Below are 25769 nucleotides of genomic sequence, written 5' to 3'. Positions count from 1 at the left end.
ATATTCAGGTGATACCGGCGAATGCACGTTCGGCTACGCGCTGAATGAAAGCGACCACCCGTTCCGGCTCCACGAATTGCGGCATGTGCCCGAGCCCCTGAACCCGTTCGAAGTCGAGCTGCTTGATCCTGCCCGGCATCGGATCGCCATGCGCCGCGATGCCGATGACCCGGTCATCGGCGCCGAACAGAATGCCGGCCGGCATCACGATCTCGCCATAGCGCTGTTCCAGGCGGCCCAGATCCTCTTCCACCGCCACGAAATCGGTCGAGGTCGCATGGAAATGGGCGGGCCGCAGACCGAGCCACCCGCCTCCGACGATCATGTAATCCCCGGGCACGGCTTGCGGCGAGAAGATGAATTTCATCGTCGGTTCCGCATATTTCAGGCTGACCGGTATCGCTACCGTACGGGCCAAGACCCGGCGCCACAGGCGCGAGGGAACATAAAGCAGGTCGAATTTCTGGCGCGCCCTTACTTCCAGATGCGTCAGCGGCGCGAGCAGCGCAATGCCGGAAATCGCCGTCGGATGCTCGATCGCGAGCGCGAGCGCGACGGCGCCGCCCAGCGAATGGCCGACGACCAGCGGCCTTTCCAGCCCGAGTTGCTCGATGAAACGCCGCACCACTTCCGCCTGCTCTGGCAGACGGCCGCTCGCACCGCCTGCCCGCACCGAATATCCCGAGCCCGGCCGGTCGAGCGCGATCAGCCGATAGCCGGCGCCGAAGCGTCCGAACAGCGTCTGCCGGAAATGGTGGAGCTGCGCGCCGAGGCCGTGCAGGAAGATGATCGGCCTGCCCTCGCCTTCCTCGACATAGTGGATACGGTTGCCGTCGATCTCGACGAACTTGCCGCAAGCCGGCACCAGCCTTTCGGCCCTGGCCGCGATCCGCCATGTCGCAAGCATGAAGCCGAGCACGGCAACAATCGCCGCAACGAGCAGGCCGCCGACCAGCCACGACAAAACCGATATCAGCATCCTTGCACCCCGGCCTGGACCGGCGCACCTTACCCGCTACCGTATCTGCCACAAGAGCCCGCCCCGCCTGCGCATTGCAGCCGGCCGGCCGCCGCGTTATCTCAGGCGACCTGCAGCCGGAGTGAGCCATGTCTGAAATCGTTACCGCCGCCATGCTCGTGATCGGCGACGAGATCCTCTCCGGCCGTACCAAGGACAAGAACATCGGCCATCTCGCCGATATCATGACGGCGATCGGCGTCGATCTGAAGGAAGTGCGCATCGTTCCCGACGAGGAGGACGAGATCGTCGCCGCCGTCAACGCGCTGCGCGCCCACTACAGCTATGTCTTCACCACCGGCGGCATCGGCCCCACGCATGACGACATCACCGCCGATTCGATAGCCAAGGCCTTCGGCGTGCCTTGCGAATACGATGCCAAGGCCTATGCCATGCTCGAAGCAAGCTATGCGCAACGCGGCTTCGAGTTCACCGAGGCGCGCAAACGCATGGCGCGGATGCCGCGCGGCGCCGACCATATCGACAATCCGGTATCGATCGCGCCGGGCTTCCGCGTCGGCAACGTTCACGTGATGGCGGGCGTGCCGTCGATCTTCCAGGCGATGCTCGACAATGTGGTGCCGACGCTGAAGACCGGCACCAGGATGCTGTCGGCCACGGTGCATTGCCCGTTCGGCGAAGGCCTAGTCGGCGGACCGCTGGCCGACATCCAGAAGGGGCATCCAGACACCATCATCGGCTCCTACCCGAAATATGGCGACGGCAAGTTCTGGACCGAGCTCGTGGTGCGCGCCCGCAGCGAAGCGGCTCTCGAGGCCGCGCGCAAGGACGTCGAGGCCCTGGTGGCGGGCCTGTCGGCCGCGAGCTGAGCTCCCGGAACCAGAAGGCGCGCGCCGACGTTTCTGGCACGGCACTTCGTGCCGGCCATTTGATGGCCGGAGGCGCGCTTGCGCCGACAAATTTGGGAGCCGGAGGCGCGCTTGCGCCGACAAACTGAGGGACCGGTCATGCGCTTCAAGACCATCGTCGCCATTCTCCAGAACGAGCAGGACGCAGAGCGCGTGCTCGACTGCGCCATCCCGCTTGCAGAGCGGTTCGAGAGCCACTTCGTCGGCATCCATGCGGAAGCGCTTCCGGTCCCCTATACGTCGGCAACCGGTTTCCCCGACACGGAATTCCTGCAGGTCTCGGCCGAGATGAACAAAGAGCGCGCCGACAAGCTGCAGGCGGTGTTTCTCAGGCGCATTGAGGATTCCGACCTGTCCTTCGAGTGGCGCAGCCTCGAAAGCTTCTCCGGCGACAGCGCGCTGACCGGCATTTCGAGCGTGCGGGCGGCTGACCTGATCATCGCCGCGCAGCGCGATACCGGAGGCGATCCGGGCGCTGATGTCGACACGCTGGTCTACGACGCAGGCCGGCCGGTTCTTGTCGTTCCGCATGCCGGGCCGCTTGTCACCACCTTCAGGCGCGTGCTGCTCGCCTGGAACGGCAGCAAGGAGGCGGCGCGCGCCGCGTTCGACGCCCTCCCCTTCATCAGCGAGGCGGACAAGACCGACATTCTCGTCATCGATCCGCCGGAGACGCTCGACGAGGCTCCCGAGGCGGCAGGTGCCGAGATCGCGGCTGCCTTGTCGCGCCACGGAGCCAATGTCAGCGTTTGCGTGCAGAAATCGGGGGGAACCTCAGTCGACGACCTCATCCACGAGAGGATTGCCGAATCCGGCGCCGATCTGCTGGTGCTCGGCGCTTACAGCCATTCCTGGCTGCGCCAGCTTCTGTTCGGCGGCGTCACCCGCACCGTGCTGCGCACGGCAAACGTAGCGGTCTTCCTGTCGAGATAAGCATGTCTCCCGAAAGTGGGCGCCGGTTTTCGGGTGAAGAGACATGCTTGGATCAAAAACGTAAAGCGCACCCCTGATTTAAGTGGCGTGCTTTGAGTCCACAGCCATCGCTGAATCCCACCTTGCCAAGGCTGGCGCTTTCCGGCTAATTCCGCCTGCATTCCAATGTTCCTGCGCGCCGAGGCGCGCGCTTGCGGAGTGCGTGAACCATGTCTCTTCCCGAAAAAGCCTTTCCGGTCTCCTGGGACCAGTTCCACCGCGATGCCCGCGCGCTCGCCTGGCGGCTTTCCGGCACCAACAAAGGCCAGTGGAAGGCGATCGTCTGCATCACCCGGGGCGGCCTGGTGCCGGCCGCCATCATTTCGCGCGAGCTTGGCATCCGCGTCATCGAGACGGTTTGCGTCGCCTCCTATCACGACTACACGAGCCAGGGTCAGCTGCAGGTGCTGAAGGAAATCTCCCCTTCGCTTCTTGCCGATGACGGCGCCGGCGTGCTCATCGTCGACGACCTCACCGACACCGGCAAGACGGCCGGTATCGTGCGCGCCATGATGCCGAAGGCGCATTTCGCCACCGTCTACGCCAAGCCGAAAGGCAGGCCTCTGGTCGATACATTCGTCACCGAGGTCAGCCAGGACACCTGGATCTACTTCCCGTGGGACATGGGCTTCACCTACCAGAAGCCGATCGCCGACGATCACGCCGGTTGAGTGGTCGCCATATCTTCCACAGAAACAGGCCGCGAAGGCGCGCCCCTGCCGTAGAATTGCGGTTCATGGGCGCAACTACTTGGTGAGATCGACTTTTTCTGGGGGATTTTCCAGAACGAGTGAAGTTTTTTACTTTTAAAGCTCATAATTCGCCGTAACCTTCGTAAGGTGGCAAACGATTCTGGAGGCTGGGGCAGCTTCTTCGATGTTGACGAGGCCGACGACGCACAACCAAATGGCCGAAAGAGTCCGCAGACTCTTCGGCACGGCGCCTTGCCGCCTGCAGGTTGCAGCCTTGCCTTGGCGCGAGAATGAGAACGGCGTCGAGATCATGCTGATCACCAGCCGCGATACCGGGCGTTGGGTGCTGCCGAAAGGCTGGCCGGAAGCCAGGGAGCCTTTATGCGAAGCCGCCGCCCGCGAAGCGGGCGAAGAAGCGGGATTGCGCGGCACCGTCTCGCATCTCGAAGCCGGCCGCTATTTCTACGGCAAGGTCCTGGCATCCGGCGAGGAAGTGCCTTGCGAGGTCCTGGTATTCCCGCTCAGGGTCGACCGCGTTGCCGACCGCTGGAAGGAAAAGCGCGCGCGCACCCGCAAATGGGTCGGGTCCGCCGAGGCCGTCCGCATGGTCAACGAGCCCGATCTTTGCCAGATCATCGCCTATTTCTGCGCTGACCCTCACAAATTCGCCTGAGTCATCAATTATTTGTGCGCTTGGTGGGTAAACCGCGCGTTGCCGAGCTGGCGCACCGATGATTTGCTTGCCGATGAAATGGCGATTCGGCTAACGGCGTCGATTGATGACGAACTCCACGCAGCCACTCGAAGAGAACTCCGGCGAACACCGGCGCGAGCATCGCCAGCGCGTGCTCAAGGGTGGGACGATCATCACCAGCATCCAGAATTCCGAGGTCAGTTGCACGGTGCGCAATCAGAACCCCGGAGGCGCCGAACTGAAAGTCGCGCCGGAATCGCGCGTCCCCGATCATTTCCTGCTCTATGTTCCGCTCGATGGCGTGGCCTATCGGGCGGAAGTCCGCTGGCGCCGCAATGACCGCGTCGGCGTCAAGTTCACCGGCACGGAGCCCAAGCCCAGGCTCCATTACGGCTGACAGTCTGCCGGCGAGGCAGGAAGGCACCCGCCCGAAGCCGGATGCCCTTCGTCTCACATGACGAGGCCTTTGGTCAGCTCCAGCGCCTGGCGCTCGAACAACCGCCGGTAGATGCCGCCGTTCAGCCGGATCAGCTCGTCATGCGATCCTTCCTCGACGATGCGGCCGCGATCGAAGACCAGCAGCCGGTCGAGCGCCCTGACCGTCGAGAGCCGGTGTGCGATGACCAAGGTCGTGCGCCCTACCATCAGCCGCTCCATCGCCTTTTGGATGAGCACTTCCGACTCGGAATCGAGGCTGGATGTCGCCTCGTCCAGGATCAGGATGCGCGCATCGGCCAGGAAGGCGCGCGCGATCGCCACGCGCTGGCGCTCGCCGCCCGACAGCTTCACGCCGCGTTCGCCGACCAGGGTTCCGTAACCCTTGGGCAGGTTGGCGATGAAGTCGTGCGCGCTGGCGAGTTTCGCCGCGTGCTCGATCTCTGCCTGGGTGGCGCCCGGCCTGGCATAGGCGATGTTCTCGGCCAGCGACCGGTGGAACAGGATCGGCTCCTGCTGGACGATGGCGATCTGGCTGCGCAGCGATGCCTGCGCAACTTGTGCGAAATCCTGGCCGTCGATCAGGATCCGGCCCGCATTCACGTCGTAGAGGCGCTGGATCAGCTTGACGAAAGTCGTCTTGCCCGATCCCGAATGCCCGACGAGCCCGATGCGTTCGCCCGCCGCGATCTCGACCGAGAAGTCGCGATAGAGCGGCAGCCGGTGGTTGCCGTAGTGGAACGTCACCTTGTCGAACGCGATGCGGCCTTTGGTGATCCGGATCGGCGCCGCGCCGGGCCGGTCCTCGATGCCGAGCGGCTCCGACTGGAAGTCGACCAGTTCCTCCATGTCATTGATCGAGCGCTGCAGGTTGCGGATATGCGTGCCGATATCGCGCAGATAGCCTTGCAGGACGAAGAACGAGGTCAGCACGAAGGCGATATCGCCGGCGCTCGCCTGGCCCCATGTCCAGAGCATGAGCGCGAGGCCGATCACGGCTGCCCTCATCAGGAGCAGCATCGTGCCTTGCGTGGTGCCGTTGAGCGTGCCGCGCACCCAGGTGCGGCCCGTGCGCAGGCGCCATTTGGCGACCACGCGGGCGAGCCGCGCTTCCTCGCGAAGCTCGGCGCCAAAACCCTTCACGACCGCGTTGCAGCTCACCGCGTCGGCCAGCGCCCCGCCGAGCCGCGTGTCCCAGCTGTTGGCAAGGCGTGCCGCCGGCGCGACATAGCCGAGCGACAGCATGGCGGTGACGGCGATGAACAGCACCGAGCCGACGGCGACCACCAATCCCATCATCGGCCAGAACCAACCGAGCAGCAGCGTCGACCCGACGAGCATGACGAGCGACGGCAGCAGCGCGATCAGGATCGTGTCGTTGAGCAGGTCGAGCGCCCACATTCCGCGCGTGATCTTGCGCACGGTCGAGCCGGCGAAGCTGTTGGCGTGCCAATCCGTCGAAAAACGCTGGACGCGGTGGAAGGCGTCGGCGGCGATGTCCGACATCATCTTGAGCGTCAGTTCGACGATCCACATGAAGGCGACATTGCGCAGCACGACGCCGGCCAACGCCAGTGCCATCAGGATGGAGAACGCCGTCGTTGCAGCGTGCCATGCCACCTCGTCGGCGCCTGCGCTGCTGGCGACCGCGTCGACCAGGCGGCCGGAGTAGAGCGGCGTCAACACGTCGGCGAGCGTCGAGAGCAGGAATGCGCCCATGATGAGCGACAGCCGCCACGGCTGGCGGCACCAGTGACTGAAGGTGAAGCCGAGCACGCTGCGGAAGGCGCTGGCGCGCAGATCGACCTTGAAACGAGCCATGATGTCATCCGGGCGCAGACAGGCCCGGTCCCGGTAAAGTCAAAATTGGAAAACCCGCGGCGGCGCCTTTTGGCGCCTGGGAATGCGGAGGTTCGGTATGGGTCGGGCGCCCGCCCGGAGGCGGCGACCGGCAGCGGCAAAGGCCCGTTCTGCATCTGGCTGACCGAAGGGACTTCGGACGGCCGGTGCAGACTAGGCTTCGCGGCCTCGCATAACGACGTCAAATCCTGCCATACGGTCCTCCCGGAAGGGAATCGCGGAGAGGCTCTTATAGGGATGCTTCGATCGGCCGCCAAGGCGAATCGTTGTCAAAAACAAATCTGGCTCAACCACTGAGACGATTTTGCAACAATGCTATCTGCGCGTGTGCCTATCCGCGATCGCGGAACCGGTTGGTGATCGGGTAGCGGCGGTCGCGGCCGAAATTCTTCCTTGTGATCTTCACGCCCGGCGCCGCCTGCCGGCGCTTGTACTCCGCTATGTAGAGCAGATGCTCGACGCGCGTCACCGTCGCCCGGTCATGGCCGCGCGCGACGATGTCGTCGACGCCCATCTCGTTCTCGACCAGGCATTCGAGGATGTCGTCCAGAACCGGATAGGGCGGCAGCGAATCCTGATCGGTCTGGTTCTCGCGCAGTTCCGCCGACGGCGCCTTGTCGATGATGTTTTTCGGGATGACCTCGCCCGAGGGGCCGAGGGCGCCCGGCGGCACATGCGTGTTGCGCCAGCGCGACAGCGCATAGACCTGCATCTTGTAGAGGTCCTTGATCGGGTTGAAGCCGCCGTTCATGTCGCCATAGAGCGTGGCATAGCCGACCGACATTTCACTCTTGTTGCCGGTGGTGACGACCATCGAGCCGAATTTGTTGGAGATTGCCATCAGGATCGTGCCGCGCGCACGGCTCTGCAGGTTTTCCTCGGTGATGCCTTCCTGGGTGCCCTCGAAAAGCTGGGTCAGCGCATGCTTGAAACCTTCGACCGGCTCGGAGATCGGCACGATGTCGTAGCGGCAGCCGAGCGCGCGGGCGCAGTCCTCGGCGTCCTTCAGCGAGTCCTTGGACGTGTAGCGATAGGGCATCATGACGGTGCGCAGCCGCTCCTCGCCGAGCGCATCGACGGCCAATGCCGCGCAGATCGCCGAGTCGATGCCGCCGGAGAGGCCGAGCACCACGTTCTTGAAGCCGTTCTTGTTGACGTAGTCGCGCAGGCCGAGCATGCAGGCGCGGTAGTCGGCCTCCTCGCGGTCGGGTATTTTCGACATCGGCCCTTCCGAGCAGGCCCAGGTCTCGCCTTTTCTCTTCCAGGTGGTGACGTCGACCGCCTCCTCGAACTGGCTCATCTGGAAGGCAAGCGTCTTGTCGGCGCCGATGGCAAACGACGCGCCGTCGAAGATGAGCTCGTCCTGGCCGCCGAGCTGGTTGGCGTAGATCATCGGCAGGCCGGTTTCGATGACCTGCCGGATGACGACCTGGTGGCGGACGTCGATCTTGGCGCGGTAGTAGGGCGAGCCGTTCGGCACAAGCAGGATCTCGGCGCCGCTTTCGGCCAGCGTCTCGCAGACCGCGATGTCGCCCCAGATGTCCTCGCAGATCGGGATACCGATGCGCACGCCGCGGAAATTCACCGGCCCTTGCAGCTCCGGCCCGGCCTGGAAGACGCGCTTTTCGTCGAACTCGCCATAGTTCGGCAGGTCGAGCTTGTAGCGCTCGGCAATGATCTTGCCGCCGTCGGCGAAGACGATCGAATTGTGCGTGCCCGACTTGCGCTTCAGCGGCGTGCCGATGATGACGCCGGGACCGCCGTCGGCGGTGTCCTTGGCGAAATCCTGCGCCGCCTTTTCGCAGGCTTTCAGGAAGGCCGGCTTCAGCACCAGGTCTTCCGGCGGATAGCCGGCGAGGAACAGCTCCGTGTAGAGCACGAGGTCGGCGCCCTGGCGTGCCGCGTCCGCCCTCGCCTCGCGCGCCTTGGCGAGATTGCCGGCGACTTCGCCGACAGTCGGGTTCAATTGGGCGACAGCGATGCGCAGGATGTCTGGAGCGGTCTGGATCATGTACCGGGTTTAGCGTGGCGGAAATTGCCGGGCAATGGCGATTGCTTGTGCCAACCAGGATCGATCGTTTCGATGGTATCCCGATCGATCGTCTCGATCGTATCCCGATCGATCGTTTCGATAGCGGTATCTCGCCGATCAGGCCTAGTCGTTCATGTACTCGCTTAGCGCTTCCACGGAGCGGTTCTCACCGATCGACATCGCCAGGATGCGCGAGATGTGCCGGCGCGGCAGCCCGGTCTCGGACGACCATTGGTTGATCTGGGCCTGGATCTTGTCGAGATCCCGCTTGGACGTCGGGCTTTGGGCGATGTCCAGACCGGCGTCGCGCAGCGCTGCCGCCATGTCGGCCGAGATGACGAACGTGTCCCACTCCAGCCAGCGCAGGAAATACTGGCCGGTGTTGCCGCCAAGCCGGCTGCCATGCTTGCCGAGATAGGCGGTCAGTCCGACCTGGTCGTCGGCCGGCCATTGGGCAAGGAACTTGCCGAAGCCGCCATGTTCCTTCGAGACGCGGTCGACGAAGGCGGCATTGTCCCGAACGGATTTGATCTTCTGCGGATTGCGCACGATGCGCTTGTCGGATGCCAGTTCGTGCCAGAAATCGTCCGGCTGGAACAGGAGCCGCTTCGGCTCGAAACCGAGGAACGCCTCCTCGAAGCCGGGCCATTTCTGCTCGATGACGCGCCAGACGAAGCCGGCGGCAAAGATCCGCTCGGCCATGGTGGAGAGGATGCGGTCATCGGGAACTTTCGCCACCGCGGCATTGTCGGGCATCGGTCCAAGCAGCGACGCCAGCGCGTCTTCACCACCCTTGCGCTTTGCCGCCCGGGCTCGAATTTTCTGGAAATCGGCCATCTCCGCCCCTCGCCTGTTCAGACCAATCTATCACTTCCCGTCCGGCCCGGTAGCTTCGATCTCTTGGAGCAATTCCAGGAAAAGTGCGTTGCGGTTTCCGTCCGGAATTGCGTGCAATATGTGAGCAATTGCAGGAAAGTGCGCCGCGGTTTTCCGTCCGGAATTGCGTGGAAGCAAATATGCAGTCTTTGACTATGGAGAGGACGATGAACAAGACGGTCGAGGATCTGGCGAACCGCTGGCTGAAGCGAAAGCCAGACGGTCTTAGCGCCCTCGAGAGCCGGGTGCTGCAAAGCGCTATCGATCGCACGACCGTCACCCGCGACACCAACAAAGCGGTCGCCTTTCACCAGACCTTTGGCGATCGTGTCGCCGACACCATCGCCAGAATCGGCGGTTCATGGTCCTTCATCCTCGGCTTCATCGCCTTTCTGATCCTATGGACCTTCGGCAATGTCTGGCTTCTGACGCGCGACGCCTTCGATCCGTATCCGTTTATCTTCTTGAACCTGGTGCTCTCGATGGTCGCCGCGCTGCAGGCGCCCGTGATTATGATGTCGCAGAACCGCCAGACCGAACGCGACCGCATCGACGCCGCCCATGATTACCAGGTCAACCTGAAGGCGGAGATCGAGATCATGGCCCTGCATGAGAAGCTCGACGAGTTGCGCCACAGCGAGATCATCGGCATGCGCGACGAGATCCTGCGCATGGCCGAGCAGATCAGGCGGATCGACGAGAAGCTGTCGGCGCGATCGGCAAGCTGATGAGCGAGGCCATCCACCGTCTCATCGAGCAATACGGGCTGATCGCGGTCTTCCTCGGCTGCGTCGCCGAAGGCGAAAGCGCCGCCATCCTCGGCGGCTTCTTCGCCCACCAGCAGATATTCGTGCTCTGGCAGGCGTTCCTGGCCGCGTTCCTCGGCGCTTTCGCCGGCGACACGTTCTTCTTCACCCTCGGCCGCAGCTTTGCCGATCATGCCTATGTCGTAAGGCTGCGCAACCGGCCGGGCTTCCGCCGCGCCTACCGGCTGCTCAACACCCATCCCAACATCTTCGTGCTGACCAACCGCTACGTCTACGGAATGCGCCTTGTCGGCGGCATCGCCGCCGGGCTGTCGACCGTATCGGTGCCGCGCTTCGTCATCCTCAACGCCATCTCGTCGGCGATCTGGGCTGCTTTGTTCAGCACCTTCGGCTACGTCTTCGGATTGGGCGCGGAGCGCATGGTCGGTCAGGCGTTCGCCCGTCACGAGCGGCTGCTCATCGCTCTGGCCGTAGGGCTCATTGTCGCTATCGCCGCATGGCTGGTTGCTCACCATTTGGCCGGGCGCGAACGCGCCAAGGACGCGCGGGAGGATCAGGCGGGTTCATAAAGCCGCGTTCGTGGCGCAGGATCAGATCGGCGCGCCGATGAGGCGCTCGATAATGGCGATGCCCCAGACCCCGGCGGCGATCGCAATCGAAATCAGCACCGCCAGCGAGCCGCAATCCTTGGCAAGTTGGATGTCGATGTGGAACTCGCGGGAAATAGCGTCGCACGCCGCCTCGATGCCTGTGTTGAGCACCTCGACCATGATCAGGAGCAGAACCGCGCCGATCAGCAAGGCATAGCCGCGCCAGGATACCGAGATGAACCAACCGGCCGGCAGGGCCAGCGCAAGCAGCAACAACTCCTGCTGGAATGCCTTTTCATGGGCAGCCAGCTTGCGGAAAGCCCGCACCGAATTGATGAAAGCGTCGATCAGCCGCTGCATGCCCAGCCCCGTTTCGAGTAACCGTCAGGGGATATCGCAACGGCCGGATCAAGGGAATAAGGCAGCCGCCCCAAAATTCACTCGTCCGCGACCTTTATCGACGGTGTCGACTTCTCGAATTGCGGCAGTCCGTCGTCGATGGCGTAGTAGTCCCCCTTGTCGCCGACGAAGATATGGCTTTCGGCCGAAAGACCCGTCGGCTTGTCGAACGAGCCGGCCATGATCGAGATGGTGTCCAGCCCGCTGTGCTTCCAGAACATCACCGAACCGCAACTGCGGCAGAAGCCGCGTTTGGCAACGTCCGAAGCGCCGTACCAGGTGAGCGCGTCGGCTCCCTCTATGTCGATCTCGGCATCTTTTGAGGAGGTCGCGGCGACGAAATGGCCGGTCTGCTTGCGGCATTGCGAGCAATGGCAATAGACCACTCCACGCAACAGGCCCCTCGTCCGGAAGCGCACCGCCCCGCACAGGCATGATCCGCTGTGATTTTCGTCCATCCCGGGCCTCCTTCGACGTCGTTCGTCTTGATCGTGCCGGACAAGATTCCAGTTTTGCGGTTGCCGGGCGCAGGCAAATACGACACCGAAGAGGCGCCTTTCAAACGCTGTGTCCGCACCGAATTACAGCCTGTGGTAGCAGAGACAGTGAGGAAATGCAGGCCATTAAGGAAACTTTAGCGCAACTGCATCTATGGTTCCTGCAAGCGAAGGTCGTGTTGGGGACGCGTATTCGCGATTCTGATTCAAATCCCCGTGTAGGCGACTCCCGGCGGTGGCAGGTCTCCGGTCGCACTGAAGGGGTAGTGAACGCACTATGCAGCCGGCAGCCGTCCATACCGACAGGAATAGCGACATCGCCAGCACCGTTGTGGCGACCATGCGCCAGCTCGGCGTGCTCGGCCTGCCGCGCAACTATGAAATCTTCTACGAGGCGCTGAGCGGCAGCAATCACGAGCTCAGCCTCGCCGTCGTCTCGTTGAGCAACAGGCCGACGCAGGAAGACCTCGACCAGATCGGGCGCACCTTCTTCCCGCAGCACCACGGCCCTGCCATCGTCGAGCATGCCCGCGAGATAGTCGCCAAGGAGCTCGAGGACATCGCCGCGCTGCTGCGCAGTGAGCGCACCCATATCGAAAAATACGGCCGCATCCTCGACGAGACGTCGAGCGGCCTGAGCAATCGAAGCCTTCTTTCCCAGGATCTTTTGCAGAAGATTGCCGGCGCCATGTCCGCCGCCACCAACTCGACGCTGGACCACAACCGCCATATCTCCAGCACGCTCAGCGAGAAGACCGCCGAGCTCGAGAGCGTCAAATCGAAGCTGGAGGAATACAAGCGGCTCGCCGATACCGATCCGCTGACGCATATCTGGAATCGCCGCGCCTTCGACAAGGAAATCACCCGCATCTACAACAGCAACCGCGGGATCCTCTTCAACGCGCTGATCCTTGCCGATATCGATCGCTTCAAGGACATCAACGACCGTTACGGCCACCCGGTCGGCGACAAGATCATCCAGATCATCGCCGAGATCCTCCGATCCAGCGTCCGCGCCGACATGTTCGTGGCACGCACCGGCGGCGAGGAGTTCGCGCTGATTGTCGAAGGCGCCAGCGAAGACACCACCTACGAGATCGCCGAGCGCATCCGCGTGCTGATCGAACAGACGCCGTTCACCAGCAGCCAGACCGGGATGAACTACGGCACGGTGACCGTCTCCATGGGTATCTGCATGGCCTCCGAGGCCGACAGTCCCGAAGACCTCTACACCAAGGCTGATCGCGCGCTCTATCGCTCCAAGGTCGGCGGACGCAACTGCGTCACCAGGCATTCCACCATGACCGGCCGCGCCGGCAAGGGTTGGCTGCTCTACAAGAAAGACTGATTTCGGCGGGCTCCTTCGGCCGATCCCTTTCCAAATGAATTTTTGTGGACTATATTTTCCACAGAAAGGAAAGGGTGCGCCTTATGCAACGTCCTGTCGCTGCCGCGACGGCGGCGGAAAATGCCGTCATCACCAAGGCCACGCTGCGCGCGGCCGACCTGCTTGACATCACCGCGAGGACGCTGGCGCTGGTCATCGGCGTCTCGGAAGCGACGGTCTCGCGCATGCGCAAGCAGGAATTCCTGCTCGAGCGCGGCACCAAGCCGTTCGAGCTTGCGGTGCTGTTCGTCCGTCTGTTCCGTTCGCTCGACGCCATCGTCGGCGGCGACGAGACCGTCGCCCGGGCATGGCTGAAGAACCCGAACACAGCACTCGACGGCACGCCGCTCGAAAAGATCCTGACCATTGCCGGACTTGTCGATGTCATCGCCTACCTGGACTCCCGACGCGCTCTCGTCTGAGGCCGTCGGGCTCGAAGGCAAGTATTGGCGGTTGGTCGAGGCGCAGCACCGCGTCTCGACGCTGAAGCTCGTCGACACACTTGACGAGCAGGGCTTGCTGGAGGACCTGATCGAGCAGACCAAGCCCCAGATCCCGCTCGAATGCCGCCATCTGCATTATCTTCTGGCGACGCCCTTCCGCTACGGCTCGATCTATCCGCACGGCTCGCGCTTCCGCCGCGCGGGCAAGACCAAAGGCGTCTACTACGCCGCCGAGACGGTGCTGACGGCGGTGGCGGAGATGGCCTTCTACCGCTTGCTGTTCTTCGCCGATTCGCCGCAGACGCAATGGCCGAACGACGCGGCCGAATACACCGCCTTTGCCACGGCGATCAGATGCGACAAGGCCGTCGACCTCACCCGGCCGCCGCTCGACCGCGACGAGAAGGCGTGGACGCATCCGACCGACTATGCCGCCTGCCAGGCCATTGCCGACGTCGCGCGCGAGGCCGGGATGCAGGCGATCCGCTACCGCTCGGCGCGCGACCCGAAGGGCGCCAACATCGCGCTTCTGACCTGCAGGGGTTTTGCCAAGGCAAGGCCGCTGGAACCTCACACCTGGCGCATCCGCATCGGTTCGTTCGGCGTCCAGGCGATCTGCGAATTTCCGGACAAGCGGCTCGAATTCTCAAGGACGACCTTCGCCGATCCGCGCCTGGCGAACATGCGCTGGGAGCGTGGGCGTTAAGGCTCATGCCAGGATATTGACCGCCCGCGCGGCCACCAGCGCAATCGTCAGCAGCGAGATCATCGCCTCGGCCATCATCAAGAGCTTGGCGCGCTGGCTGAGCGGCAAGGTGTCGGTCGGCGAGAACGCCGTCGCGTTGGTGAAGGCCAGGAAGAAATAATCGACGAAGCCGGGCAGCCAGTCGCGGATTTCGCGATCGGGCAGCGTCATTTGCGGGAACAGGAAGTCGGCATGCGCGCGCTTGACCAGGCCGCAGGTCGGCGGCCCGCCGCGGTCGGTGCTCCAGAACCACAGCGCGAAGACGATGACGTTGGTGACCCAGATGTTTAAAGCATCGACCAGCAGCGTCGTGCCGGCGCCGGCATGGCCTTCGAGCAGCTTCTGGACCAGAAAGACCAGCGAGCCGCAATTCATGAAGCTGATGACGCCGGTCATGACCAAGGCGGTGCGGCGGATGAGGAGGCGAAACCGGCCGATCGCATACCAATGTTCGTCATCGACGGCCTTCTGCGTCGCCATTTGCGTCCAGGCGGTTGCCATCGACAACGGCGCGAGCAGCGCCGCCTCGATTGCGGGAGCCAGCCAGCGCGGACCGAACGACAGGTCGTTGATGACGAGAAGCTGCAGGCAGATGACGACAAGCACAGCCGCGCGCGCCGACCAGAAGTCGATCGCGCGGTGGTGGATGATGGCATGCTCGTGACGCATGGCGGAACCTGTGCCGTGTGCGCGGTTTTCTCGGGCCGCGGCGGCGACACCTCCGCCTCAATCTTGGTCCTGCGATGGTCGCGGGCGGACACATTTTCGTAATCGCTCACGTGATCGCACGGACCGAAAACGAAAAGCGCCGGATTTCTCCGGCGCTTGAGTGACCGATCGGATCGGAGGCAGGCTCAGGCGCTGGCGGCCTGCTTGTGCTGGACCGTATGGCTTTTCTTGAGCAGGTCCGAGACCAGGAAGGCCAGCTCGATCGCCTGGTCGGCATTGAGGCGCGGATCGCAATGGGTGTGGTAGCGATCCTGCAGGTCTTCCGCCGCGATGGCGCGGGCGCCGCCGGTGCATTCGGTGACGTTCTTGCCGGTCATCTCGACGTGGATGCCGCCCGGATGCGTGCCTTCGGCGCGATGCACCTCGAAGAAGGTCTGAACTTCCTTGAGGATGCGGTCGAACGGCCGCGTCTTGTAGCCGGCCGCCTCGATGGTGTTGCCGTGCATCGGATCGGACGACCACACCACGTTGCGGCCTTCCTTCTTCACCGCCCGCACCAGCTTCGGCAGGTGTTCGGCGACCTTGTCGGAGCCGAAGCGCGCGATGAGCGTCAGCCGGCCAGGCTCGTTCTCGGGGTTGAGCAGGTCGATGAGCTCCAGCAGGCCGTCAGGCGTCAGCGACGGCCCGCATTTCAGGCCGAGCGGATTCTCGATGCCACGGCAATATTCGACATGCGCATGGTCGGGCTGGCGGGTGCGGTCGCCGATCCAGATCATGTGGCCGGAGGTCGCGTACCAGTCGCCGGAGGTCGAGTCGACGCGGGTCAGCGCTTCTTCATAGCCGAGCAGAAGCGCCTCGTGGCTGGTGTAGAAATCGGTCTCGCGCAGCGCGAAATTGGTCTCGGATGTGATGCCGACCGCGCGCATGAAATCCATCGTCTCGGTGATGCGGTTGGCAAGTGACTCGTACTTCTCGCCCTGCGGGCTGTCGGCGACGAATCCCAGCATCCAGCGATGCACGTTCTCCAGGCTGGCGTAGCCGCCCTGCGCGAAGGCGCGCAGAAGATTGAGGGTGGCCGCCGACTGGCGGTACGCCATCTCCTGCCGTGCGGGATCCGGGATACGCGAGGAGGCGTCGAATTCGATGCCGTTGATGATGTCGCCGCGGTAGCTCGGCAACGTCACGCCGGCCTTGGTCTCACTGTCGGACGAACGCGGCTTGGCGAACTGACCGGCGACACGGCCGACCTTCACCACCGGCTGCGCGCCGGCGAAGGTGAGCACCACCGACATCTGGAGGAAGACGCGGAAGAAGTCGCGGATGTTGTCGGCGCCATGCTCGGCGAAGCTCTCCGCGCAGTCGCCGCCCTGGAGCAGGAAGGCCTCGCCGGCGGCGACCGCCGCGAGTTGCTTCTTCAGCTTGCGCGCCTCGCCGGCAAAGACCAGCGGCGGGTAGGTGGCGAGCCGCGCTTCCGTGGCCTGCAGCGCGCCAAGGTCCGGATAGGCCGGAACCTGCTTGATCGGCTTTGCTCTCCACGAATTCGGCGACCATTTCGTCATCGCTGCACCCAAACGCCCTTTCAGACCGATTCCCGGAAATGCCAAGCGGCCTCCTGCCAGGAAACTGCGTCAAACAAACCGGCGAACGCCCTCGCTCGCCATTCAGCCCCAATATGAGGTGGCGGCTCCTTACACGAAGCCGATTTCCTATTCTAGCCGGGATTTTCGGCAGTGGCGAATGGCGTGAGTTGCCCAGGATGCCATGGTGAAGCCGTTAGGCGGCTTTGTCGACCAGCCGCGCCAGCTGCGTCATGACGACCGCCGATCCGGCCAGGCGTTTCTCGGCATTCGGCCAGTCGCGGATGAAGACGACGCTGTGGTCGGCCCTGATCTTGGCTAGCGACCCCTGTTCGCCGATGAACTTGACCAGCCCGACCGGATTGGGGAACTCACGCTTGCGGAAGTGGATGACGACGCCCTTGGGGCCGGCATCGAGCTTCTCGACATTGGCCCTGCGGCAGAGCGCCTTGATGAAAACGATCTTCAACAGATGCGTGACTTCCTCCGGCAGGGGCCCGAAGCGGTCGATCAGCTCGGCGCCGAAGCCGTCGATCTCCTCCGTGGTTTCGAGGTCGCCGAGGCGGCGGTAGAGCGCCATCCTGAGCTGCAGGTCCGGCACATAGCTTTCCGGGATCATCACGGCCGTGCCGACCGCGATCTGCGGCGACCAGCCGCCATCCTGCACTTCGCCCGAATCCTTCACCTCGGCCACCGCCTCTTCCAGCATCTGCTGGTAGAGCTCGAAGCCGACCTCCTTGATATGGCCGGATTGTTCCTCGCCGAGAAGATTGCCGGCACCCCGGATGTCGAGGTCGTGGCTGGCTAGCTGGAAGCCGGCGCCGAGCGTGTCCAGCGACTGCAGCACCTTCAGCCGGCGCTCGGCCGTGTCGGTGAGCTTGCGGTTGGCCGGCAGCGTGAACAGTGCATAGGCCCGTACCTTGGAGCGGCCGACGCGGCCGCGCAACTGATAGAGTTGCGCCAGGCCGAACATGTCGGCGCGATGGATGATCAGCGTGTTGGCGGTCGGAATGTCGAGGCCGGATTCGACGATGGTCGTCGACAGAAGCACGTCGTACTGGCCGTCGTAGAAGGCGTTCATGATGTCGTCGAGCTCGCCGGCCGGCATCTGGCCATGGGCGACCGCTACTTTCAGCTCCGGCACGGATTCCTTCAGGAAATCATGGATTTCGGCAAGATCGCTGATACGCGGCACGACATAGAAGGAATGGCCGCCGCGATAGCGCTCGCGCAGCAGCGTCTCGCGGATGACCAGCGGATCGAAGGGCGAGATGAAGGTGCGCACCGCCATGCGGTCGACCGGCGGCGTGGCGATCAGCGACAGTTCGCGCACGCCGGTCAGCGCCAGTTGCAGCGTGCGCGGGATCGGCGTCGCCGACAGCGTCAGCACATGCACGTCGTTCTTGAGCTCCTTCAGCCTTTCCTTGTGCTTGACGCCGAAATGCTGCTCCTCGTCGATGATGAGGAGGCCAAGATTCTTGAACGAGATCGAAGACCCGAGCAGCGCATGCGTGCCGACGACGATATCGACCGTGCCGTCGGCGATCCCCTTCTTGGTCTCGGCCAGTTCCTTGGCGCCCACCAGGCGCGAGGCCTGCGCGATGCGGATCGGCAGGCCGGAAAAGCGCTGCGAGAAGGTTTTGAAATGCTGGCGCGACAAAAGCGTCGTCGGCACGACGACCGCCACCTGAAACCCTTCCAGCGCCGCGATGAAGGCGGCGCGCAGCGCCACCTCCGTCTTGCCGAAGCCGACATCGCCGCAGACAAGCCGGTCCATCGGCTTGCCGGCGCCGAGGTCGTCCATGACGGAGTCGATCGCCGTCTGCTGGTCGTCGGTTTCCTCGTAGGGGAAGCGCGCGGCGAACTCGCCATAGATCCCCTCGGCGGGAATCATGGTTGGCGCGGCACGCATCTGACGCTCGGCGGCGATGCGGATCAGCTGCCCGGCCATGTCGAGCAGGCGGCGCTTCAGGCGCGCCTTGCGCGCCTGCCAGGCGCCGCCGCCGAGCTTGTCGAGAGGAGCTTCGGCCGAGTCCGAGCCGTAGCGCGACAGAAGCTCGATGTTTTCGACCGGCAGGAACAGCCGGTCGTCGCCGGCATAGTGGATTTCGAGGCAGTCGTGCGGCGCGCCGACCGCTTCGATCGTGCGCAGGCCGACGAAGCGGCCGATGCCGTGATCGGCGTGGACAACAATGTCGCCGGAAGACAGAGACGACGCTTCGGCGATGAAGTCGGAAGCCTTCTTCTTGCGCTTCGAACGCCGGATCAACCTGTCGCCGAGAATGTCCTGCTCGGCGACGACGACCATGTCGTCGGTTTCGAAGCCGGATTCGAGCGGCAGCACGGCGAAGCCGGCCTGCCCCGGCTCCAGCTTTTCGACCTCGGCAAGGGTGGCGACGGGCTTGAGGTTGCCGAGATGGTGTTCGGCGAGGATCTGGCCGAGGCGGTCGAGCGAGCCTTCGGTCCAGCCGGCGACGATGACGCGGCGGCGCGCGGCGCGTTCGTCGGCAATATGCTTCACCACGACATCGAAGACATTGATGTTGGGATCGGCGCGCTCTTCGGCGAAGCTGCGGCCTTGCCGCGAACCCGCATGGAACACGCGTTTGCCGCCGACATCGGGCGCATCGAAGACGGTGAAATCGATATCCTCGCGCGGCCCGAGCGAGGCGCGGAGGTTCTCCGGCGAGAGATAGAGCAGGTCCGGTGCCACCGGCTTGTAGGGCACCGCATCCTTCAGCGCGGCGTCGGCCTGCTTGCGGCGCGCCTCATAGTGATCGAGGATCAGCGTATGGCGCTCGGCCAGCGCCTCATGCGCCAGATGGTCGAAGACGACAGGCGCATCCGGCAGATAGTCGAACACCGTCTCCAGCCGCTCGTAGAAGAACGGCAGCCAGTGCTCCATGCCGGCAAAGCGCCGGCCTTCGCTCACCGCCGCATAGAGCGCGTCGTCGCGCGACGGCGCGCCAAACGCCTCGATATAGGAGCGGCGGAAGCGGCTGATCGTCTCCGGCGTCAGCGCCACCTCGCTCATCGCCTGCAGCGCCATCGACTTGCGCTGCCCGGTGGTGCGCTGCGTGGCCACGTCGAAGACACGGATCGATTCCAGCGTGTCGCCGAAAAAGTCGAGCCTCAGCGCCTCGCTCCAGCCGGGCGCGAACAGATCGAGGATGCCGCCGCGCACCGCGAACTCGCCGACATCGCGCACCGTCGGCACGCGCTCGAAACCGGAAGTCTCCAGCCGTGCGATCAGCACGTTCATGTCGATCTGGTTGCCGGGCTTGGCATGGAAGGTCTGCGCCTCGATCAGCCCGGCCGGCGGAATGCGCTGCAGGAGCGCATTGGCGGTGGTGAGGATCACGGCGCGATGCGGCTTCTTCGCCAGCGCAATGATGGCGGAAAGCGCGTCGAGCCGCCGCGCGGCGGCGTCCGCGCCAGGCGACACACGATCATAGGGCAGGCAATCCCAGGCAGGCAGTTCCAGCACCGGCAAGCCGGGGGCGGCAAAGGCGAGCGCATCGATGATCGCCGGCAGCCGCTGGCCGTCACGCGCGACGAACAGCACCGGCTTGTCGGGTGCGATCTCGTGCGCCGTCTCGACCAGCGCGAAGGCTTCGTAGCCGTCGGCGACGCCGTCGACGATGAACTGGCCGGCGCGGCCCTTGGGAAGGCCGATTGAAGGAATGAGGCTCATGCGTTTTTCAAAATGTCATGGTCCGGCGCGACGCCAGGATTTTTTGCAGCACCGCGCAATCGAAATCGGACGGAACCGGGCGTTCGCCGGTGATCATCGGCAGGAATTCGGTATCAGGAATTTCGAGGAGCTTTTCATATTGGTCGATTTCGTCGCCGGTCAAGGCGCCGATCTCGGCATCGGCGAAGGTGCCGAGGATCAGGTCCATCTCGCGCATGCCGCGATGCCAGGAGCGGAACAAAAGCTTGCGCCGCCGGGCGTCGAGCCCCTCGCTTGATCGCTGCGTTCCGGTCATCGCGCCGCATCCCAGTTGAAGCGGCGCATATAGCGTGGATAGAGGACGGTGTCAGCCTTGCGCTGCGGCCGTCGCGACATAAGCTGACACGATGCGTCCTTCCATCCTCGATCCGTTGTTCGTTCCGATCACCTCGCTTGCCGGCGTCGGCCCGAAGGTTGGCCTGCTGATCGAACGGGTCGTGCCCGCCGATCTCGGCGACCGCCCTGCGCGCGCGGCCGACCTTCTGTTCGTGCTGCCCAACACGGTGATCGATCGCCGCAACCGGCCGGGCATCGCGCTCTCGGCCGAAGGCCAGATTGTCACGCTTGAAGTGCGGGTTGACCGCCATCAGCCGCCGCCGCGCGGCAACAGGTCGGTGCCCTACCGCGTCTACGCCCATGACGACACCGGCGAGATCGCGCTGACCTTCTTCCACGCCCATGCCGCCTACCTGCAGAAGATGCTGCCGGAAGGCGAGCGCGTCGTGATCTCCGGGCGCATGGAGTGGTTCAACGGCCGCCCGACCATGGTCCATCCCGACCATATCGCGCCGATCGACGAGGCCGAGGGCCTGCCGCTGGTCGAGCCAGTCTATCCGCTCACCGCCGGCCTGTCGGCCAAGGTGCTTCGCCGCGCCATCGGGCAGGCGCTCGGCCGCCTGCCGGAACTGCCGGAATGGCAGGACGACACCTTCAAGCGCCGCCACACTTTTCCCGCCTTCGGCGATGCGCTCACTCGCATCCACAACCCGAAGGACCCGATCGACGTCGCCGTCGAAGGGGCGGCATGGCGACGCCTGGCTTACGACGAGTTCCTGGCCGGACAGGTGTCGCTGGCGCTGGTGCGAGCCAGAATTCGCCGCCTGTCGGGCCGACCGCTTGTCGGCGACGGCCGCATCGTCGAGAAGCTGCGCGCAGCCCTGCCCTACAAGCTCACCCCTAGCCAGGAATTCGCGCTCGGCGAGATCAATGCCGATCTGGCCGATCCCGAGCGCATGCTGCGCCTGCTGCAGGGCGATGTCGGCTCCGGCAAGACGGTGGTGGCGCTGCTCGCCATGGGCCGCGCCGTCGAGGCCGGCGGCCAGGCGGCGCTGATGGCGCCGACAGAAATCCTGGCGCGACAGCACCTGGCGACCATCGCCCCGCTGGCGGAAAAAGCCGGGCTGCGCGTCGCCATCCTCACCGGCCGTGAGAAAGGCCGCGAGCGCACCGAGACGCTGGGAGGGCTTGCCAGCGGCGTGATCGACATCGTCGTCGGCACGCACGCCCTGTTCCAGGAAACGGTGGCGTTTCATGATCTGGTTCTCGCCGTCGTCGACGAGCAGCACCGCTTCGGCGTGCACCAGCGGCTGGCGATCACCGCCAAAGGCGATGCGCCCGACATGCTGGTGATGACGGCAACCCCGATCCCGCGCACGCTGGTGCTGACCGCCTTCGGCGACATGGACGTCTCGAAGCTCACCGAGAAGCCGGCCGGCCGGCAGCCGATCCGCACCGTGACCTTGCCGCTGGAGCGGCTGGACGAACTGGTGGGGCGCATGCACGACGCCGTCGCCGAGGGTCAGAAGATCTACTGGATCTGCCCCCTGGTCGAGGAATCCGAAGAGATCAAGCTGATGTCGGCGGAGGATCGCTTCGCTTCGCTGAAACCGCTGTTCAGCGACCAGATCGGCCTCGTGCATGGAAGAATGAAGGGCGCCGAGAAGGACGAGGCGATGCGCGCCTTCAAGCAAGGCGAGACGCGTATATTGATCGCGACCACCGTCATCGAGGTCGGCGTCGACGTTCCGGACGCGACGATCATGGTCATCGAGCATGCCGAGCGCTTCGGCCTCGCGCAACTGCATCAGTTGCGCGGCCGGGTCGGGCGCGGCGATCGGCCCTCCTCCTGCGTGCTGCTCTACAAGGACCCGCTCGGCGAGACGGCAAAGCGTCGGCTTTCGGTAATGCGGGAGACCGAGGACGGCTTCCGCATCGCCGAGGAGGACCTGAAGCTGCGCGGCGAAGGCGAGTTGCTCGGCACCCGCCAGTCCGGCACGCCGGGCTTCCAGGTGGCGCGCATCGAATTCCACGCCGACCTGCTCGAAGCCGCGCGCGACGACGCGCGGCTGATCCTGTCGCGCGATCCGGAACTGCAGTCCGGGCGCGGCGAGGCGCTTCGGCTGTTGCTCTACCTGTTCGGGCGCGACGAGGCGGTGCGGCTGCTGCGCGCCGGCTGAGCTGCGCCAATCGCCGGATTGGCGAGCGCCCCCTCGATGGGCTCGCCATTCAGCGTCACCAGCTTGGCCTTGACCTCCGGCGCCACCATGCCGGCTGAAACGATCAGCTTGGCGCCGTCCTCGACGCTCATGTCGAGCAGCACGATCTCGGATTTATGCACATACATCAGGAAGCCGGTGGTCGGGTTCGGCGTGCAGGGCATGAACACCGCGATGAGCGGATCGCCTTCCTGGTCGAGTTTCTGGTTGATCTCGGTTTCCTTTTCGCTGGCGACGAAGACCAGCGACCAGACCCCTTTTCGCGGATACTCGACCAGACCGACCTGGCGGAACATGTCGCCCTTGTTCGACAGCACCGTCTCGAAGATCTGCTTCAGCGAGCCGTAGATGCCGCGCACCAGCGGCATGCGCCCGAGCAGTCGCTCGCCGAAATTGACGATGGCGCGGCCGACGATGTTTGCCGTCAGGAAGCCGATCAGCGTGATCAACACCAGCGCCACGATCAGGCCGAAGCCGGGAACGGGAAACGGCAGATAGGTATCGGGATTGTAGCGTGCCGGAATGTAGGGCTTCACCCAGGAATCGACCCAGCCGATCAGCGACCAGGCAATATAGGCGGTGATCGCCAGCGGCGCGCAGACGATGAAACCGGTCAGGAAATAGTTCCTGAGCCGGGTCATGCCAGAGGTCTTCAGGGCGTCGGACATGGGTTCACCGCGGCGCAGGTTGCAACGCCGAGATTAGTGAAGCGCGAGCCGGTTTGGAACAACGAAGTTTTTAAAGGCGCCCGCTAAGCCGCGGCATCCATTGGCACGATCTTCTCGAGTTCCGCCGCGATCTTTCGCGCCTCGGTCTCGAGTTCGTAGGCCGCGCCGATGGAAAATCGAACTGATCGAGAAAGCCAATCCCGAGTGGTTCGAGCTTTTCCGCGGTACCGGGTGGTAGCGCCTAATTCTGCGCTGCTTTGATCCACTCAAACGTCACGGAATGGATCCTCGGGTCTGCGCAGGAGCTTCGCTCCTGCTCCGCCGTGGATGATGAAAGAAGGGACCATCGGCAGCTGTACTTCGAACTACTGTGCGCACGAAGCAAGCTGTGACGGTGCTATTCCACCGTCACAGATTTCGCCAGATTGCGCGGCTGGTCGACGTCGGTGCCCATGAAGACGGCGGTGAAATAGGCGAGCATCTGGATCGGCAGCGCGTAGATGATCGGCGAGATGATCTCCGGCACTTCGGGCAGGATGATTGTCTCCATCGTCTTGATGCCCGCCTGCGCGGCACCCTTGGCGTCGGTGATGAGGATGATCTTGCCGCCGCGCGCCGCCACTTCCTGCATGTTCGACACCGTCTTTTCGAAGATGCGGTCGTGCGGCGCGATGACGATCACCGGCATGTTCTCGTCGATCAGCGCGATCGGTCCGTGCTTCAGCTCGCCGCCGGCATAGCCCTCGGCATGGATATAGGAGATTTCCTTGAGCTTCAGCGCCCCTTCCATGGCTAAAGGGAAATTGGTGTCGCGGCCGAGATAGAGCACGTCCTTGTAGCGGGAGAGCTCGCGCGAGATGCGTTCGATCTGCTCGTCGAGCTTCAGCACCTGGGTGGCATAGCGTGGCGCCTCAGAGAGCTCGCGCACCAGCCGCTTCTCCTCGTCGCGCGAGATCGTGCCGCGCGCAACGCCCGCACGCACCGCGAGCGAAGCCAGCACGGACAGCTGGCAGGTGAAGGCCTTGGTCGAGGCGACGCCGATTTCCGGCCCGGCAAGCGTCGGCAGCACGACGTCGGATTCGCGCGCCATGGTCGATTCCCGCACGTTGACGACGGCGCCGATCTTCATGCCGGCCTGGCGGCAGTAGCGCAGCGAGGCCAGCGTGTCGGCGGTCTCGCCCGACTGTGAGATGAAGAAGGCCGCGTCGTTGGCCGACAGCGGCATCTCGCGATAACGGAACTCCGAGGCGACATCGATGTCGACCGGCAGCCGCGCATAGCGCTCGAACCAGTATTTGCTGATCAGCCCGGCGAGATAGGCGGTGCCGCAGGCCGAGAGCGCCAGCCGCCCGATCTTGGCGAAGTCGAAGGGCAGCTCGAGCGGCTTCGACACGCCGGAGACGAAATCGACATAATGCGCTAGCGTGTGCGAGATCACCTCGGGCTGCTCATGGATTTCCTTTTCCATGAAGTGCCGGCGATTGCCCTTGTCGACCATGAAGCTGGTCGACAGCGACTGCTGCCGCTTGCGGTCGACCTTGTTGCCATCGATGTCGTAGATGGTCACGCTTTGGCGACGAACCACCGCCCAGTCGCCGTCCTCGAGATAGGTGATGGAATTGGTGAAAGGAGCCAGCGCAATCGCGTCCGAGCCCAGGAACATTTCGCCGTCGCCATGGCCGACGGCCAATGGCGGACCGTTGCGGGCGCCGACGATCAGGTCCTCGTCGCCCTTGAACATGATCGCAAGGGCAAACGCGCCAGAGAGCCGCTTCAGCGCCTGGTGCGCGGCCTCCACCGGCTTCAGCCCCTTGGCGAATTCCCGCGCCACCAGATGGGCGACCACCTCGGTGTCGGTCTGCGAGGAGAAGGTGTAGCCGTCGCGGACAAGCTCGTCGCGCAGCTCGGCGAAATTCTCGATAATGCCGTTGTGGACGATGGCGACCCCGTCTGAAAAATGCGGATGCGCGTTGGTCTCGTTCGGCACGCCATGGGTGGCCCATCGCGTGTGGCCGATCCCGATCGTGCCGTCGAGCGGATCTTCCTTCAGGCGCCGCTCGAGGTTGATCAGCTTGCCTTCGGCGCGGCGGCGGCCAAGCGTTCCATTCTCGATGGTGGCGACGCCTGCCGAGTCATAGCCGCGATATTCGAGCCGCTTCAGCGCGTCGACGATGAGCGGCGCGACCTGCGAATGGCCGACGATTCCAACGATACCGCACATGCGCTGCCCCCGATTCCTTGCAGAAACCCAGCGCTATCTAGGGATTGCCGGACTGCCGCGAAAGTCACTTTGCGTTTCGTTCCGTGTCAGCGGACCAGTGTTTGCACCGATGCACCATGACAGGCCGCGC

The 25769-nt window shown here is 64.2% G+C and carries 23 protein-coding genes; 11 read left to right on the top strand and 12 right to left on the bottom strand.

The window, feature by feature from the left end; all coding sequences use genetic code 11:
• Positions 1–4: 4 nt before the first annotated feature.
• Positions 5–979: an alpha/beta fold hydrolase gene (locus tag EN874_RS01610; RefSeq protein WP_127428217.1), complete on the bottom strand. Its 975-nt coding sequence runs from the start codon at positions 977–979 to the stop codon at positions 5–7.
• Between the two features lie 128 nt (positions 980–1107).
• On the opposite strand from EN874_RS01610, the gene EN874_RS01605 reads away from it, so the two are divergent.
• The 5 genes from EN874_RS01605 to EN874_RS01585 all read left to right on the top strand — a co-directional run bounded on the left by EN874_RS01605 (position 1108) and on the right by EN874_RS01585 (position 4642).
• Positions 1108–1848 (top strand): competence/damage-inducible protein A, encoded by a 741-nt coding sequence (locus EN874_RS01605; protein ID WP_127428216.1) that lies wholly within the window; start codon positions 1108–1110, stop codon positions 1846–1848.
• 138 nt (positions 1849–1986) lie between these two features.
• Positions 1987–2820 carry a universal stress protein gene (locus tag EN874_RS01600; RefSeq protein WP_127428240.1) on the top strand — a complete coding sequence of 278 codons (834 nt, stop codon included), beginning with the start codon at positions 1987–1989 and terminating at the stop codon, positions 2818–2820.
• Positions 2821–3029: 209 nt separating this feature from the next.
• Positions 3030–3530 (top strand): xanthine phosphoribosyltransferase, encoded by a 501-nt coding sequence (gene gpt / locus EN874_RS01595; RefSeq protein ID WP_127428215.1) that lies wholly within the window; start codon positions 3030–3032, stop codon positions 3528–3530.
• A gap of 205 nt (positions 3531–3735) precedes the next feature.
• Positions 3736–4224 carry an NUDIX hydrolase gene (locus tag EN874_RS01590; protein ID WP_127428214.1) on the top strand — a complete coding sequence of 163 codons (489 nt, stop codon included), beginning with the start codon at positions 3736–3738 and terminating at the stop codon, positions 4222–4224.
• A gap of 106 nt (positions 4225–4330) precedes the next feature.
• Entirely contained in the window at positions 4331–4642 is a 312-nt protein-coding gene (locus EN874_RS01585; protein WP_126088920.1) for a PilZ domain-containing protein, read from the top strand.
• Between the two features lie 53 nt (positions 4643–4695).
• Here EN874_RS01585 and EN874_RS01580 read toward each other — a convergent pair whose 3' ends face one another.
• The 3 genes from EN874_RS01580 to EN874_RS01570 form a co-directional block, all read right to left on the bottom strand.
• Positions 4696–6501 carry an ABC transporter ATP-binding protein gene (locus EN874_RS01580; RefSeq protein ID WP_127428213.1) on the bottom strand — a complete coding sequence of 602 codons (1806 nt, stop codon included), beginning with the start codon at positions 6499–6501 and terminating at the stop codon, positions 4696–4698.
• 370 nt (positions 6502–6871) lie between these two features.
• Entirely contained in the window at positions 6872–8551 is a 1680-nt protein-coding gene (locus EN874_RS01575) for an NAD+ synthase (protein WP_127428212.1), read from the bottom strand.
• A gap of 144 nt (positions 8552–8695) precedes the next feature.
• On the bottom strand, positions 8696–9409 hold the full coding sequence (locus EN874_RS01570; protein ID WP_127428211.1) for a DNA-3-methyladenine glycosylase I: 714 nt from the start codon (positions 9407–9409) through the stop codon (positions 8696–8698).
• A 206-nt stretch (positions 9410–9615) separates the two neighbouring features.
• Between EN874_RS01570 and EN874_RS01565 the strand changes: the two genes are divergently transcribed.
• Together EN874_RS01565 and EN874_RS01560 are read left to right on the top strand one after the other, a co-directional pair.
• A complete protein-coding gene (locus EN874_RS01565) occupies positions 9616–10176 on the top strand; it encodes a DUF1003 domain-containing protein (protein WP_127428210.1) in 561 nt (186 codons plus the stop codon).
• Positions 10176–10784 (top strand): DedA family protein, encoded by a 609-nt coding sequence (locus EN874_RS01560; RefSeq protein ID WP_127428209.1) that lies wholly within the window; start codon positions 10176–10178, stop codon positions 10782–10784. The genes EN874_RS01565 and EN874_RS01560 overlap by 1 nt, the downstream gene beginning before the upstream one ends.
• Positions 10785–10805: 21 nt before the next feature.
• On the opposite strand, the gene EN874_RS01555 is transcribed toward EN874_RS01560, so the two are convergent.
• Both EN874_RS01555 and EN874_RS01550 read right to left on the bottom strand, forming a co-directional pair.
• A complete protein-coding gene (locus EN874_RS01555) occupies positions 10806–11165 on the bottom strand; it encodes a diacylglycerol kinase (protein WP_127428208.1) in 360 nt (119 codons plus the stop codon).
• 77 nt (positions 11166–11242) lie between these two features.
• Entirely contained in the window at positions 11243–11662 is a 420-nt protein-coding gene (locus EN874_RS01550; protein WP_127428207.1) for a GFA family protein, read from the bottom strand.
• 316 nt (positions 11663–11978) lie between these two features.
• Between EN874_RS01550 and EN874_RS01545 the strand changes: the two genes are divergently transcribed.
• From EN874_RS01545 to EN874_RS01535, 3 genes are all read left to right on the top strand, one after another.
• Positions 11979–13049 carry a GGDEF domain-containing protein gene (locus tag EN874_RS01545; RefSeq protein ID WP_127428206.1) on the top strand — a complete coding sequence of 357 codons (1071 nt, stop codon included), beginning with the start codon at positions 11979–11981 and terminating at the stop codon, positions 13047–13049.
• 83 nt (positions 13050–13132) lie between these two features.
• Positions 13133–13510 (top strand): antitoxin Xre/MbcA/ParS toxin-binding domain-containing protein, encoded by a 378-nt coding sequence (locus EN874_RS01540; protein WP_059185195.1) that lies wholly within the window; start codon positions 13133–13135, stop codon positions 13508–13510.
• Positions 13470–14237 (top strand): RES family NAD+ phosphorylase, encoded by a 768-nt coding sequence (locus EN874_RS01535; RefSeq protein WP_127428205.1) that lies wholly within the window; start codon positions 13470–13472, stop codon positions 14235–14237. The genes EN874_RS01540 and EN874_RS01535 overlap by 41 nt, the downstream gene beginning before the upstream one ends.
• Before the next feature lie 3 nt (positions 14238–14240).
• Here the strand turns inward: EN874_RS01535 and EN874_RS01530 are convergent, their stop codons facing one another.
• The 4 genes from EN874_RS01530 to EN874_RS01515 all read right to left on the bottom strand — a co-directional run bounded on the left by EN874_RS01530 (position 14241) and on the right by EN874_RS01515 (position 20511).
• On the bottom strand, positions 14241–14945 hold the full coding sequence (locus tag EN874_RS01530) for a hypothetical protein (RefSeq protein ID WP_127428204.1): 705 nt from the start codon (positions 14943–14945) through the stop codon (positions 14241–14243).
• 185 nt (positions 14946–15130) lie between these two features.
• Complete coding sequence (locus EN874_RS01525; RefSeq protein WP_127428203.1) at positions 15131–16504, bottom strand: 3-deoxy-7-phosphoheptulonate synthase class II; 1374 nt, start codon at positions 16502–16504, stop codon at positions 15131–15133.
• 214 nt (positions 16505–16718) lie between these two features.
• A complete protein-coding gene (gene mfd, locus EN874_RS01520) occupies positions 16719–20216 on the bottom strand; it encodes a transcription-repair coupling factor (protein ID WP_127428202.1) in 3498 nt (1165 codons plus the stop codon).
• A gap of 7 nt (positions 20217–20223) precedes the next feature.
• Entirely contained in the window at positions 20224–20511 is a 288-nt protein-coding gene (locus EN874_RS01515) for a succinate dehydrogenase assembly factor 2 (RefSeq protein ID WP_127428201.1), read from the bottom strand.
• 91 nt (positions 20512–20602) lie between these two features.
• Between EN874_RS01515 and recG the strand changes: the two genes are divergently transcribed.
• Positions 20603–22711 carry an ATP-dependent DNA helicase RecG gene (gene recG / locus EN874_RS01510; protein ID WP_127428200.1) on the top strand — a complete coding sequence of 703 codons (2109 nt, stop codon included), beginning with the start codon at positions 20603–20605 and terminating at the stop codon, positions 22709–22711.
• Here recG and EN874_RS01505 read toward each other — a convergent pair.
• Positions 22663–23418: a DUF502 domain-containing protein gene (locus tag EN874_RS01505; protein ID WP_127428199.1), complete on the bottom strand. Its 756-nt coding sequence runs from the start codon at positions 23416–23418 to the stop codon at positions 22663–22665. The genes recG and EN874_RS01505 overlap by 49 nt on opposite strands.
• A gap of 397 nt (positions 23419–23815) precedes the next feature.
• Complete coding sequence (gene glmS, locus EN874_RS01495; RefSeq protein WP_127428198.1) at positions 23816–25639, bottom strand: glutamine--fructose-6-phosphate transaminase (isomerizing); 1824 nt, start codon at positions 25637–25639, stop codon at positions 23816–23818.
• Between the last annotated feature and the right edge of the window lie 130 nt (positions 25640–25769).

Source organism: Mesorhizobium sp. M1D.F.Ca.ET.231.01.1.1 (assembly GCF_003999155.2).
Taxonomy (GTDB): Bacteria; Pseudomonadota; Alphaproteobacteria; order Rhizobiales; family Rhizobiaceae; genus Mesorhizobium.
This window is presented reverse-complemented; position numbering and strand designations above follow the sequence as displayed.

Bases quoted from the DNA above. Each gene is read 5' to 3' on its own strand.
- EN874_RS01530 (WP_127428204.1), bottom strand. From the start codon at position 14,945: ATGCGTCACGAGCATGCCATCATCCACCACCGCGCGATCGACTTCTGG.
- gpt (WP_127428215.1), top strand. From the start codon at position 3,030: ATGTCTCTTCCCGAAAAAGCCTTTCCGGTCTCCTGGGACCAGTTCCAC.
- EN874_RS01575 (WP_127428212.1), bottom strand. From the start codon at position 8,551: ATGATCCAGACCGCTCCAGACATCCTGCGCATCGCTGTCGCCCAATTG.
- glmS (WP_127428198.1), bottom strand. From the start codon at position 25,639: ATGTGCGGTATCGTTGGAATCGTCGGCCATTCGCAGGTCGCGCCGCTC.
- EN874_RS01515 (WP_127428201.1), bottom strand. From the start codon at position 20,511: ATGACCGGAACGCAGCGATCAAGCGAGGGGCTCGACGCCCGGCGGCGC.
- EN874_RS01590 (WP_127428214.1), top strand. From the start codon at position 3,736: ATGTTGACGAGGCCGACGACGCACAACCAAATGGCCGAAAGAGTCCGC.
- EN874_RS01535 (WP_127428205.1), top strand. From the start codon at position 13,470: ATGTCATCGCCTACCTGGACTCCCGACGCGCTCTCGTCTGAGGCCGTC.
- EN874_RS01555 (WP_127428208.1), bottom strand. From the start codon at position 11,165: ATGCAGCGGCTGATCGACGCTTTCATCAATTCGGTGCGGGCTTTCCGC.
- EN874_RS01550 (WP_127428207.1), bottom strand. From the start codon at position 11,662: ATGGACGAAAATCACAGCGGATCATGCCTGTGCGGGGCGGTGCGCTTC.
- EN874_RS01570 (WP_127428211.1), bottom strand. From the start codon at position 9,409: ATGGCCGATTTCCAGAAAATTCGAGCCCGGGCGGCAAAGCGCAAGGGT.
- EN874_RS01585 (WP_126088920.1), top strand. From the start codon at position 4,331: ATGACGAACTCCACGCAGCCACTCGAAGAGAACTCCGGCGAACACCGG.
- EN874_RS01545 (WP_127428206.1), top strand. From the start codon at position 11,979: ATGCAGCCGGCAGCCGTCCATACCGACAGGAATAGCGACATCGCCAGC.
- EN874_RS01540 (WP_059185195.1), top strand. From the start codon at position 13,133: ATGCAACGTCCTGTCGCTGCCGCGACGGCGGCGGAAAATGCCGTCATC.
- EN874_RS01505 (WP_127428199.1), bottom strand. From the start codon at position 23,418: ATGTCCGACGCCCTGAAGACCTCTGGCATGACCCGGCTCAGGAACTAT.
- recG (WP_127428200.1), top strand. From the start codon at position 20,603: ATGCGTCCTTCCATCCTCGATCCGTTGTTCGTTCCGATCACCTCGCTT.
- EN874_RS01565 (WP_127428210.1), top strand. From the start codon at position 9,616: ATGAACAAGACGGTCGAGGATCTGGCGAACCGCTGGCTGAAGCGAAAG.
- EN874_RS01525 (WP_127428203.1), bottom strand. From the start codon at position 16,504: ATGACGAAATGGTCGCCGAATTCGTGGAGAGCAAAGCCGATCAAGCAG.
- EN874_RS01600 (WP_127428240.1), top strand. From the start codon at position 1,987: ATGCGCTTCAAGACCATCGTCGCCATTCTCCAGAACGAGCAGGACGCA.
- EN874_RS01580 (WP_127428213.1), bottom strand. From the start codon at position 6,501: ATGGCTCGTTTCAAGGTCGATCTGCGCGCCAGCGCCTTCCGCAGCGTG.
- EN874_RS01610 (WP_127428217.1), bottom strand. From the start codon at position 979: ATGCTGATATCGGTTTTGTCGTGGCTGGTCGGCGGCCTGCTCGTTGCG.
- EN874_RS01605 (WP_127428216.1), top strand. From the start codon at position 1,108: ATGTCTGAAATCGTTACCGCCGCCATGCTCGTGATCGGCGACGAGATC.
- EN874_RS01560 (WP_127428209.1), top strand. From the start codon at position 10,176: ATGAGCGAGGCCATCCACCGTCTCATCGAGCAATACGGGCTGATCGCG.
- mfd (WP_127428202.1), bottom strand. From the start codon at position 20,216: ATGAGCCTCATTCCTTCAATCGGCCTTCCCAAGGGCCGCGCCGGCCAG.